Source organism: Amycolatopsis acidicola (genome assembly GCF_007713735.2).
In the GTDB taxonomy this organism is placed as follows: domain Bacteria; phylum Actinomycetota; class Actinomycetes; order Mycobacteriales; family Pseudonocardiaceae; genus Amycolatopsis_E; species Amycolatopsis_E acidicola.
The window spans coordinates 1-10,873 of sequence record NZ_VMNW02000022.1; the positions used below are offsets into that span (position 1 = coordinate 1).

General features: G+C 71.6%; 13 protein-coding genes. 11 read left to right on the plus strand and 2 right to left on the minus strand.

The genetic code is table 11. From position 1 onward, the window contains the following. Positions 1–82 precede the first annotated feature (82 nt). From aroC to FPZ12_RS17245, 6 genes are read left to right on the plus strand one after another with little or no spacing between them, the layout of a single operon-like run. Complete coding sequence (gene aroC / locus FPZ12_RS17220; RefSeq protein WP_144749633.1) at positions 83–1,270, plus strand: chorismate synthase; 1,188 nt, start codon at positions 83–85, stop codon at positions 1,268–1,270. A gap of 11 nt (positions 1,271–1,281) precedes the next feature. Continuing rightward, positions 1,282–1,791 carry a shikimate kinase gene (locus tag FPZ12_RS17225; protein WP_144749709.1) on the plus strand — a complete coding sequence of 170 codons (510 nt, stop codon included), beginning with the start codon at positions 1,282–1,284 and terminating at the stop codon, positions 1,789–1,791. Then, a complete protein-coding gene (gene aroB / locus FPZ12_RS17230) occupies positions 1,788–2,897 on the plus strand; it encodes a 3-dehydroquinate synthase (protein WP_144749635.1) in 1,110 nt (369 codons plus the stop codon). Before FPZ12_RS17225 ends, aroB begins: the two co-directional genes overlap by 4 nt. Further along, complete coding sequence (aroQ, locus tag FPZ12_RS17235) at positions 2,894–3,325, plus strand: type II 3-dehydroquinate dehydratase (protein ID WP_144749637.1); 432 nt, start codon at positions 2,894–2,896, stop codon at positions 3,323–3,325. Before aroB ends, aroQ begins: the two co-directional genes overlap by 4 nt. After that, on the plus strand, positions 3,322–4,251 hold the full coding sequence (locus tag FPZ12_RS17240; protein WP_144749639.1) for a GNAT family N-acetyltransferase: 930 nt from the start codon (positions 3,322–3,324) through the stop codon (positions 4,249–4,251). Before aroQ ends, FPZ12_RS17240 begins: the two co-directional genes overlap by 4 nt. Positions 4,252–4,295: 44 nt before the next feature. Continuing rightward, positions 4,296–5,804, plus strand: a complete 1,509-nt coding sequence (locus FPZ12_RS17245) for a glycoside hydrolase family protein (RefSeq protein WP_144749641.1) — start codon at positions 4,296–4,298, stop codon at positions 5,802–5,804. Here the strand turns inward: FPZ12_RS17245 and FPZ12_RS17250 are convergent, their stop codons facing one another. Then, positions 5,805–6,362 carry a B-4DMT family transporter gene (locus tag FPZ12_RS17250; RefSeq protein WP_208025887.1) on the minus strand — a complete coding sequence of 186 codons (558 nt, stop codon included), beginning with the start codon at positions 6,360–6,362 and terminating at the stop codon, positions 5,805–5,807. A 38-nt stretch (positions 6,363–6,400) separates the two neighbouring features. Between FPZ12_RS17250 and FPZ12_RS17255 the strand changes: the two genes are divergently transcribed. From FPZ12_RS17255 to nusB, 3 genes are read left to right on the plus strand one after another with little or no spacing between them, the layout of a single operon-like run. Next, positions 6,401–7,498, plus strand: a complete 1,098-nt coding sequence (locus FPZ12_RS17255; protein WP_144749643.1) for a M24 family metallopeptidase — start codon at positions 6,401–6,403, stop codon at positions 7,496–7,498. Positions 7,499–7,537: 39 nt separating this feature from the next. Continuing rightward, on the plus strand, positions 7,538–8,101 hold the full coding sequence (gene efp, locus FPZ12_RS17260; RefSeq protein WP_144749645.1) for an elongation factor P: 564 nt from the start codon (positions 7,538–7,540) through the stop codon (positions 8,099–8,101). Further along, positions 8,098–8,550 (plus strand): transcription antitermination factor NusB, encoded by a 453-nt coding sequence (nusB, locus tag FPZ12_RS17265; protein WP_144749647.1) that lies wholly within the window; start codon positions 8,098–8,100, stop codon positions 8,548–8,550. The genes efp and nusB overlap by 4 nt, the downstream gene beginning before the upstream one ends. A gap of 62 nt (positions 8,551–8,612) precedes the next feature. Here the strand turns inward: nusB and bldD are convergent, their stop codons facing one another. Next, on the minus strand, positions 8,613–9,101 hold the full coding sequence (gene bldD, locus FPZ12_RS17270; RefSeq protein WP_020422358.1) for a transcriptional regulator BldD: 489 nt from the start codon (positions 9,099–9,101) through the stop codon (positions 8,613–8,615). A gap of 244 nt (positions 9,102–9,345) precedes the next feature. Between bldD and pyrR the strand changes: the two genes are divergently transcribed. Together pyrR and FPZ12_RS17280 are read left to right on the plus strand one after the other, a co-directional pair. After that, positions 9,346–9,939 carry a bifunctional pyr operon transcriptional regulator/uracil phosphoribosyltransferase PyrR gene (pyrR, locus tag FPZ12_RS17275; protein WP_144749649.1) on the plus strand — a complete coding sequence of 198 codons (594 nt, stop codon included), beginning with the start codon at positions 9,346–9,348 and terminating at the stop codon, positions 9,937–9,939. Beyond that, a complete protein-coding gene (locus FPZ12_RS17280) occupies positions 9,936–10,868 on the plus strand; it encodes an aspartate carbamoyltransferase catalytic subunit (RefSeq protein WP_144749651.1) in 933 nt (310 codons plus the stop codon). Before pyrR ends, FPZ12_RS17280 begins: the two co-directional genes overlap by 4 nt. The last annotated feature ends 5 nt before the right edge of the window (positions 10,869–10,873 follow it).

Here is a 10,873-nt window from a genome sequence, read left to right on the forward strand (position 1 = left end):
GCCCTGCTACACGCCCGGCCGGATCCGGCTGAACCGGGCGGGTAGTTGCGGCGCGGGCGCGGCGACGTGACAGGATCGACGCGTGTTGCGCTGGATTACCGCTGGTGAATCGCATGGGCCCGCATTGGCGGCCGTGCTGGAAGGGATGGTGGCCGGCGTAGCGGTCACCACCACCGAAGTCGGCGAGCAGCTCGCCCGCCGGCGGCTCGGGTTCGGCCGGAGCCCCCGCATGGGCTTCGAGACCGACCACATCGAGTTTCTCGGCGGCGTCCGGCACGGCGTCACCCAGGGTGGCCCGATCGCGGTCCACATCGACAACGCGGAATGGCCCAAATGGGAAAAGGTCATGGCCGCGGACCCGGTCGACCCGGCGGAGCTGGCCGGGCTCGCCCGCAACGAGCCGCTGACCAGGCCCCGCCCGGGCCACGCCGACCTGCCCGGCATGCAGAAGTACGGCTTCGACGAGGCGCGTCCCGTCCTTGAGCGCGCGAGCGCGCGGGAGACGGCGTCCCGGACGGCGCTCGGCACGGTGGCGCGGGCGTTCCTGCGGCAGTTGCTCGGCGCGGAGATCGTGAGCCACGTGGTGTCGATCGGCGGCGCCGAGGCGCCGGACGGCCCGCTGCCGGGCCCCGGTGACCTCGCGGCGGTCGACGAGAGCCCGGTGCGCGCGTTCAGCCAGGAAGGCACCGACCGCATGGTCGCCGAGGTGGACGCGGTCCGGAAGGCCGGGGACACGGTCGGCGGCGTGATCGAGGTGATCACGTACGGCCTCCCGCCGGGCCTGGGCTCGCACGTGCACTGGGACAGGCGCCTCGACTCGCGGCTGGCCGGCGCGCTGATGGGCGTGCAGGCGATGAAGGGCGTCGAGGTCGGTGACGGCTTCACCACGGCGCGCCGCTGGGGCAGCCAGGCGCACGACGAGATCGACCGCGGCAGCGGGCCGGCTGGCGTCACCCGGCGGTCCAACCGGGCCGGCGGGCTCGAAGGCGGCATCACCAACGGCGAGCCGCTGCGGGTGCGCGTCGCCATGAAGCCGATCTCCACGGTGCCCAAGGCACTGTCCACAGTGGACGTCGCGACGGGTGAGCCCGCGGTGGCGATCCACCAGCGCTCGGACGTCTGCGCCGTGCCGAGGGCGGGCGTGGTCCTCGAGTCGGTGGTGGCGCTGATCCTGGCGGACGCGGCGATCGAGAAGTTCGGCGGTGACTCACTCACCGAGAGCAAGCGCAACGCCGACGCCTACCTGAAGGCCCTGGAGGAACGGTGGTGAAACCGTGCATCGTGGTCGCGGGGCCGCCGGGCTCCGGTAAGAGCACGGTCGGGCCGCTGCTCGCCAAGCACCTCGGGGTCGACTTCCGCGACACCGACGACGACATCGTCGCGCGGGCGGGGCGGGCGATCGCCGACATCTTCACCGAGGACGGCGAGCCAGCCTTCCGCGCGCTCGAAGAACAGGTCATCGCCGAAGCGTTGGCCGAGCACGAAGGCGTCCTCTCGGTCGGCGGCGGCGCGGTGCTCGCCGAGGGCACCCGCGCGCGCCTGAAGCCGCATCCGGTGGTGTTCCTCAACATCGGCTTCGCGGCCGGGGTGCAGCGCGTCGGCCTGTCCACAGCCCGCCCGCTGCTGGCCGGGGTCAACCCCCGCGCCACCTATCGCAGCCTGCTCGAAGCCCGGCTGCCGGTCTACCGCGAGGTCGCCACCGTCGAGGTGCACACCGACGACCGCACCCCGGAAGAACTCGTGGCCGTCATCGCGGCCGCGCTGAACGAGGAACTGGAGAAGACGCAGTGACCGATCCGGTACGGATCCCGGTCCGGACAGCCCGCCCCTACGAGGTCGTGATCGGCCGCGGCCTGCTGGGCGAGCTCACCGAAGCCGTCCGGGACGCGTCGAAGATCGCCCTGATCCACCCGCCGACGCTGACCACCACGGCCGACGCCATCCGCGACGAGCTGAACGAGGCCGGGCTGGACGCGCACCGCGTCGAGATCCCCGACGCCGAGGACGGCAAGGCGCTCACGGTCGCCGCCTTCTGCTGGGAGGTGCTGGGCCGCATCGGCCTGGACCGGCGCGGCGTGGTCGTCGGGCTCGGCGGCGGCGCGGTCACCGACCTCGCCGGTTTCGTGGCGGGCACCTGGATGCGCGGGGTCCGCCTGGTCAACGTGCCCACCACGCTGCTGGGCATGGTGGACGCGGCGGTCGGCGGCAAGACCGGGATCAACACCGACGCGGGCAAGAACCTCGTCGGCGTCTTCCACGAGCCTTCGGCGGTGCTGGCCGACCTGGCCACCCTGGAAACCTTGCCCCCCAACGAACTCGTCGCCGGGATGGCCGAGGTGGTCAAGACCGGGTTCATCGCCGACCCGGCCATCCTCGACCTCATCGAGTCCAGCCCGGCCGACGCCGTCGACGCCACCGGCGAGGTCCTGGGCGAGCTGGTCCGCCGCTCCATCCAGGTCAAGGCCGACGTCGTCGCCGCGGACCTGCGCGAGTCCGATCTGCGGGAGATCCTCAACTACGGCCACACCCTCGGGCACGCCATCGAACGCCGCGAGCGCTACCGCTGGCGGCACGGCGCGGCGGTCAGCGTCGGCCTCGTCTTCGCCGCCGAGCTGGCCCGGCTCGCCGGCCGCCTCGACGACGCCACCGCCGATCGCCACTCCGCCGTGCTGAAGTTGCTCGGCCTGCCCACGAGCTACGAAGCCGACGCGCTGCCCGATCTGCTCGAAAACATGCGCGGGGACAAGAAAACCCGCTCCGGGGTGCTGCGGTTCGTCGTGCTCGACGGCCTCGGCAAACCGGGCAGGCTCGAAGGCCCGGACCCGGCGCTGCTCGCCGCGGCTTACTCCGCAGTCGCGGCGGACAAGCCCGCGGACGGCGGGAGCGTGCTGCTGTGAAGGTCTTCGTCTTCAACGGCCCCAACCTGGGCCGCCTGGGCAAACGCGAGCCATCGGTCTACGGCTCGACGACGCACGCCGACCTGGCCGCTGTGTGTGTCGCCACCGGAGCCGAACTGGGCATCGAGGTCGAGGTGCGCCAGACCGACCACGAGGGCGAGATGGTCGGCTGGCTGCACGAGGCCGCGGACGGCGGAAACCCGGTGGTGCTCAACGCCGGCGCATGGACGCACTACTCGATCGCGGTGCGCGACGCGGCGGCCCAGCTCACCGCGCCGCTGATCGAACTGCACATCTCGAACGTGCACAAACGCGAGCAGTTCCGGCACCACAGCGTGCTTTCCGACATCGCGACCGCCGTGATCGCCGGGCTCGGCGTGCCCGGGTACCCGCTGGCCCTGCGGTGGCTGGCGGAAAACGCCGGATGAGCGTACCCACGCTCACCACGGAACGGCTGGTGCTGCGTGGCCTCGAAGCCGCCGACACCGACGCGGTGCTGCGCGTGTTCGCCGACCCGGAGACGAGCCGGTACTTCGCGGCCGACTTCAGCGATCCCGCCCAATGCCGCGCGATGATCGGCCGACGGCTCGCCTACGACGGGCCCGACGGCCAGGGCCACTGGGTGCTGGTGCACGAGAACGAAATCGTCGGCCTCGCGCACCTGCGCCCCTCGGCGGAACTGCCGGGATCGGTCGCGGAGATCGGCTATTTCCTCGACCCGGCGCACGGTGGCCGGGGCCTGGCCACCGAAGCGGCGCGGGCACTGCTCGGCCACGGATTCGGCACGCTGGGCCTGCCCGCCGTCTGGGCGCTGATCCACGAGTCCAATGTGGCCAGTCGGAAACTGGCCCGGCGCCTGGGTTTTCTCGATATGGGCGAGGGGGAGCACTACGGCGCCACGCATCGCGTGTGCGTCGCGCTGCCCGGCGTGCACGGCCGCCTGCACCACGTCGAGCTGTGGGTGCCGGACCTCGAGCGCGCCGAAACGAGCCTCGGCTGGCTGCTCACCGAACTCGGCTGGCGCGGGTTCCAGCGCTGGCGCGACGGCGTGAGCTGGAAGCTCGGCGGCACGTACGTCGTCGTCGAACGGTCCCCGGCGCTGAGCGCCCCGCGGCATGATCGTCTCGCCCCGGGGCTGAATCACCTGGCGCTGCACGTGGGCACCGAATGCCGTGTCGACGAACTGTCCGCCGCCGCGCTGGAGCACGGCTGGCGCCCGCTGTTCGCCGACAAGTACCCCCATGCCGGGGGCCCCGGGCATTACGCGGCCTACCTGGAGAACGAGGACGGGTTCGAGGTCGAACTCGTCGCCGTGCCGCGTGCTGCGGCCCCCGGCAAGGTGACGTCTCTCTAAACTGAGTGGGCCGGTGCGCCTGGAGAAAGTGGGTCAGCGAGTTCATGCGCGGAGTTCGCCAGCGGTTCGCCGCAGCCCTCGCGACGGCGCTGCTGGGCGCGTCCGGGCTGACCGCGTGCACGGCAGGAAACGCGCAGACCCAGGCCGAGGGCCAGCAGGGCGGGCTGGGCGGCGCGAAGCCGACGAGCACTCCCAGCCGGCCCAGCGACGTCGCCCTCGCCACGGCGAACGCCCGCCAGAGCCCCGGCACGGTCGCCGCGGGCGGGCCGGGAGCGCCGTACAACTACGGCCCCAGCGTGATGCTCGACGGCGGCAAGACGCGAATGTGGTGGTGCAGCCAGTATCCCGGCGCGCTGCCGCCGGGCGACGACATCCTGTACGGCGAGTCCGCATCACTGGACGGGCCCTTCACCGGGCCGGGCGGGGGAGTGCCGCCCGCCGTGCTGTCCGGGGATCCCGGCCACTTCGACGGCGTGCACACCTGCGATCCGTCGGTCATCCGCGTCAACGGGATCTACTACCTGTACTACACCGGCGCGGCGGGCGACCACGCGCTCGGCAACTCCATCGGACTGGCCACCAGCACCGACGGCGTCACCTGGAACAGGGCGCCGGGGCCCATCGTGAGCCCCTCGCACGACGTGCACCGCGACAACCTCTACGGCGCCGGACAACCTTCCGCGGTCTACGTCGACGGCTGGTTCTACCTGATGTTCACCGACACCACCGGCAAGGCCGCGGGCTGGAACGGGGCCGGGCAGTTCGTCCTGCGCGCCCAGGATCCCGCCTTCACCGAGAACGTGGAATCGTTGGGGGACAACGGTTTCAGCGCGGCGTCGAGCACGGCGGCGCCGCGCGTGAAATCGGTGGCCGACGCGTTCAGCGCGGACCTGGAATGGGTGGACGCCCTCGACGCCTTCGCCATCGCGCACGAAACCCAGGACGGCACCACGATCTCGTTCTGGAACGCCGACTTCACCGCCAGCCCTTACCAGCCCGTCGTGCTGCCCGGGGCGTGGCAGGAAGGCCCCGGCCTCGCGCGCAGCGCGGACGGGCACGCGCCGGTTTCCGCGGACGATCCGTGCGGGCGGATCCCGATCGACGTCGTCCGCGCCACCGCGATCGGCGAAGCGGCCGCGCCCACCGATCTGCGCCGTTTCGGCCTTGACGTCACCGCCACCGGCTGCACCGATCCCGCCACCGCGCTGGCGGTGCTCGACGGGTTCGCGATGCCTTCGCCGTCGCGGACGATGGACCTCGTCGCGGACGGCAAGGTCGTGCGCGTCGACCGCCGCTCGGTCGCGGGGCAGCTCGCCGCGCACGTACTCGACCAGCGAATCCCCGTGCTCGACCAGGTGCCCGTGTCCGCGCGGCTGACGTCGGGCGCCCGCGCGGTCCAGGCGGAGGGAATCGGGCTGGGGTTCCTGCTCGACGACGGGAACCTGTGGCCGGCGCACCCGGACAGCGTCGCGGCGCTCAACGGCTCGCCGGTGCAGCCGGTGACCGCCGCGCAATGGCGCGCTTACGCGAAGGGGCCGACGCTCGGCAAGTGACTACTTGCCGTGCCGCGGCACCGGTGAAGGCCGGCGGGTCGGCGACGGCTTGCGCGTCCTGCCGCGTTCCCAGGACCGAGGACGTTCCGGCGCCTCAGCCGACCGACGCCGCTTCACCGGGCGAGCGGGCGGCTTCGGCGCGGGAGGCTCCTCCGGGGGTTCGAGCCGCGCGGGGCGTAGCCGCGGGCCCACGACCATCCCGAGCCCGGCGGGCACCAGCACCAGCAACGCCGTGAAGGCGGCGCCGCCGGTGAGCGCGGGCCACAGCTCGTCCGTGCCGCTCTGGTCGACGAAGATCGCGCGCCCGATCACGTACAGCACGCCCGACACCGGGCCCGCGATGATGGCGGCGATCAGCCAGGTGCGGCCGAGATCCGTTCTCCGCAGCAGGCCGTCGATCGCGCTCCACAGCGCCGCCGCGCCGACCAGCAGCGCGATCACGACGATCTTGGCGGTGAGCAGGCCGGTCGGTTCGTAGACCGACGCCTTCGCGAGGGCGGTGTCGGCCACGGCGTGCAGCAGTGCCATGCCGAGACCACGGGTCAACCAGGGCCGCATCGCCCCACTGTAAGGCAACTCGCCAGTAAGGTGAGTGCGTGCCCGAGATCCACGCCACCCGCCGCGAGTCCCTGCGTGCCATGCTCCGTGCCGACGAGACGGACGCGCTGCTGGTCACGGACCTGCTGAACATCCGCTACCTGACCGGGTTCACCGGTTCCAACGCCGCGCTGCTGCTGCACGCCGGCGACGAGGGCCGCACGGTCTTCTGCACCGACGGCCGGTACACCACCCAGGCCGAGGGGGAGGTGCCGGACCTGGAGCGAGTGATCAGCAGGCAGAGCGCGGCGGCCTTGCTCGAGCGCGGCAGCGAGCGCAGGAAGGACTACGGCCGCACCGGGTTCGAGAGCCAGCACGTCAGCGTCGAGCAGTACGAGGCGTTCGCCGCGCTGGCCGACGGCGTGGAGCTGCGCCGCCTGCCCGGCCTCGTGGAGCGGTTGCGGCTGGTGAAGGACGAGACCGAGATCGAGGCGTTGCGCCAGGCCTGCGCCGCGGCCGACAACGCACTGCGGGACTTGATCGAGCGCGGTGGGATCCAGCCCGGCCGCACCGAGCGCGAAGTGGCCAGGGACCTGGAAAACCTGATGCTGGACCACGGTTCGTCCGAGCGCTCGTTCGAGTCCATCGTGGCCGCCGGCGCCAACTCCGCGATCCCGCACCACCGCCCCGCGGACGTGGTGCTCGAAGCGGGTGACTTCCTCAAGCTCGACTTCGGCGCCACGGTCGACGGCTACCACTCCGACATGACCCGCACCCTCGTGCTGGGCGAGCCCGCGGACTGGCAGCGCGAGCTCTACGACCTGGTCCGGCGGGCGCAGGCGGCGGGCCGCGAGGCGGTCCGGCCCGGCGTGGCGACCGCGGACGTGGACAAGGCGGCGCGGCAGGTGATCGAGGACGCGGGGCACGGCGCCGGGTTCTCCCACGGCCTCGGGCACGGCGTGGGCTTGGAGATACACGAGGCACCCAGCCTGGCCAAGACCGGCGACGGTACACTGTCCGCTGGTATGGCGGTCACCGTCGAGCCAGGCGTGTACCTCGCCGGCCGTGGTGGCGTGCGCATAGAGGACACGCTGGTCGTGCGGGACGACGCTCCCGAACTCCTCACCCTGAGCAGCAAGGAACTCGTGGTCGTCTAGCGGCCGCGCAACGAAGACAACAGGAGAACTGGACAACCCGTGGCCTCCACCAACGACCTGAAGAACGGCCTGGTGCTCAACCTCGACGGGCAGCTCTGGTCCGTCGTGAACTTCCAGCACGTCAAGCCGGGCAAGGGCGGCGCCTTCGTGCGCACCACCCTCAAGCACGTGCTCTCCGGCAAGGTGGTGGACAAGACGTTCAACGCCGGCACCAAGGTCGAGACCGCGACGGTCGACCGCCGGAACATGACGTACCTGTACAACGACGGCACCGACTACGTCTTCATGGACGGCGAGACGTTCGAGCAGATCAGCGTCCCGAACGAGACCATCGGTGACGCGGCGGGCTACCTGCTGGAGAACACCGAGGCCCAGGTCGCGGTGCACGAGGGCACCCCGCTCTACGTCGAGCTGCCCACCTCGGTCGAGCTGGTCATCCAGCACACCGACCCCGGCCTGCAGGGCGACCGCTCCACCGGCGGCACCAAGCCCGCCACGCTGGAGACCGGCGCCGAGATCCAGGTGCCGCTGTTCGTCACCACCGGCGAGAAGGTCAAGGTCGACACCCGCGACGGGCGTTACCTGGGCAGGGTCTCGTCTTGAGTCCAGCCGGTTCCCCTCAGCGCGGCGGCTCTCCGGGCCGCCGCGCTTTGCGCAGGCGCGCCGTGGAGATGCTCTACGAGGCCGCGCAGCGCTCCCTCGACCCGGTCACGATGCTGTCGGGCCGGGTCGGGTCCCCCGAAGTCGACCCGATCGGGGACTACACGATCTCGCTCGTCGAGGGCGTCACGACGCACCGCGAGCGCATCGACGAGCTGCTGTCCGAGCACGCGCAGGGCTGGACGCTCGACCGGATGCCCCCGGTCGATCTGGCGGTGCTGCGGGTCGGGGTCTACGAACTGCTGTGGGCGGCCGACGTGCCGGACCCGGTCGCGATCGACGAGGCGGTCGGGCTCGCGAAGGAGCTGTCCACGGACGACTCGCCCCGGTTCGTCAACGGGGTGCTGGGCCGCATCGGCAACATCGCGGACAGGCTGCGCGCGGTCCTGTAGGCGCGCGGCCTGTGAGGGCGCGGCGGCCCCCGCCCGCCGCGGCACCCTTCCCGGAGGGGTTCTTAGTCTTCCTTCGCCGGCCTGGCCTCGGGCGGCAGCACGCCCCAGTCGATGAGCTGTTCGGTGAGCTCGCCGGGGGTCATGTCGTAGATGATCGCCAGCGACCGCAGGTCCTCGGTGCGGATGGAGAGCACCTTGCCGTTGTAGTCACCGCGCTGGCTCTGGATGGTCGCGGCGTAGCGGGCCAGCGGGCCGACCTTCTCGGCGGGCAGCTGCTGCAGCCGTTCCAGGTTGATCACGATCTTGGTGGCGGGTTCGGCGCCCGAGGGGACACGGCCCTCCGGCAGCAGCTCGACCACCGGGACCCCGTAGAAATCGGCCAGCTCGGCCAGCTTCTGGACGGTTACCGCCCGGTCGCCCCGTTCGTAGGAACCGACCACGACCGCCTTCCAGCGGCCGCCGGACTTCTGCTCGACCCCGTGCAGGGACAGTCCCTGCTGCTGGCGGATCCCGCGGAGCTTGGCCCCAAGCGCCTTGGCGTAATCGCCCATCTGGTGGTTCTCCGTTTCCTCGCCCAGTCGGTCAGGGCGACCGCCGGGGAATAGCCTGAGCTGAATACTCAGAGTAATGGTTACGCATTGTCGTCACCAGGTCAAGCAAATGTCCGGGCGGGAAGCTTGCATACCACTCGCCGGGCTGATCAAACCTCCTGATATCGTGTCGGGGATTCCCTGGCTGAACAGGGTCTCGACATCCTTTAAGGACCCGTCCCGTGAGGCGGGGAAGGAGTCTGCCGTGGCGTCACGCCCTCGTGGCGCGACGGAACCGGCCGGTGAGCGTGAGCTGCTCTCCGCTGGTGACGTCGCGCGCACCATCGCCCGAATGGCCCATCAGGTCATCGAGAAGACCGCTCTCGGTGCGGACACCGCCGAGCCGCCGGTCCTGCTCGGCATCCCGACCCGGGGCACCTCGCTCGCCGGGAGGCTGGCCGGGCGCATCGCCGAGTTCGCCGGCATCACGCCGCCCACCGGCGATCTCGACATCACCCTGTACCGCGACGACCTCCGCCGCAGACCCACCCGGCCGCTCGCCTCGACGCGGCTGCCGGGCGACGGCATCGACGACCGCGTGGTGATCCTCGTCGACGACGTGCTGTTCTCCGGCCGCACCGTCCGCGCGGCGCTGGACGCCCTGCGCGATCACGGCCGCCCCCGCTCGGTGCAGCTGGCCGTACTGGTCGACCGCGGCCATCGCGAGTTCCCGATCCGGGCCGACTACGTGGGCAAGAACGTGCCCACGTCGCGGTCCGAGGAGGTGCACGTCCTGCTGTCCGAAGTGGACGGACGGGACGCGGTGCTGCTGCGCGGGAACGGGGAGGAGAACCGATGAAGCACCTGCTGGCCACCGACGGGCTGGACCCGGACCAGGCGACCGCCGTGCTCGACACCGCCGACGAGCTGAAGAAGACCCTGCTGGGGCGCGAAGTGCGCAAGCTGCCGACGTTGCGCGGCCGCACGGTGATCACGCTCTTCTACGAGAACTCCACCCGCACCAGGGTCTCGTTCGAGATCGCGGGCAAGTGGATGAGCGCCGACGTGATCAACGTGTCCTCCGGCAGCTCGTCGGTCGGCAAGGGGGAGTCCCTGCGCGACACCGCGCTGACGCTGGCCGCCGCGGGCGCGGACTGCGTGATCATCCGGCACCCGGCCTCGGGCGCGGCGCACCGGCTTTCGGGCTGGCTCGCCGAGGCGGGCACGGCCGTGGTCAACGCCGGGGACGGGATGCACGAGCACCCCACCCAGGCCCTGCTCGACGCCGCGACCCTGCGGGAGCGGCTCGGCACGGTGAAGGACCGGCGGATCGCGATCGTCGGGGACGTGCTGCACAGCCGGGTCGCCCGCTCGAACATCCACCTGCTGGCCGCGCTCGGCGCGGAGGTGGTGCTGGTCGCGCCGCCCACGCTGCTGCCGGTGGGGGTGGAGTCGCTGCCGGTCACCGTCTCGCACGAGCTGGACGCCGAGCTGCCAGCCGCGGACGCGGTGATGATGCTGCGCGTGCAGGCCGAGCGGATGCACGGGGCCTTCTTCCCGTCCGCGCGGGAGTACTCGATCGCTTACGGGCTCAACGGAAAGCGGCTGAAGATGCTGCCCGAGCACGCCGTGGTGCTGCACCCGGGGCCGATGCTGCGCGGGATGGAGATCGCCTCGGCGGTCGCCGACTCGCCTTCTTCGGCGATCACCGAACAGGTGCGCAACGGGGTCCACGTGCGGATGGCGGTGCTGTACCACTTGCTGGCAGGAGAGGAAGAGAAAGCGTGAGCGAG

What these genes read in the sequence shown, in the direction of transcription:
- FPZ12_RS17240 (WP_144749639.1), top strand. Translation starts at nt 3,322, where the DNA reads ATGAGCGTACCCACGCTCACCACGGAACGGCTGGTGCTGCGTGGCCTC.
- FPZ12_RS17245 (WP_144749641.1), top strand. Translation starts at nt 4,296, where the DNA reads ATGCGCGGAGTTCGCCAGCGGTTCGCCGCAGCCCTCGCGACGGCGCTG.
- FPZ12_RS17250 (WP_208025887.1), bottom strand. Translation starts at nt 6,362, where the DNA reads ATGCGGCCCTGGTTGACCCGTGGTCTCGGCATGGCACTGCTGCACGCC.
- bldD (WP_020422358.1), bottom strand. Translation starts at nt 9,101, where the DNA reads ATGGGCGATTACGCCAAGGCGCTTGGGGCCAAGCTCCGCGGGATCCGC.
- FPZ12_RS17280 (WP_144749651.1), top strand. Translation starts at nt 9,936, where the DNA reads ATGAAGCACCTGCTGGCCACCGACGGGCTGGACCCGGACCAGGCGACC.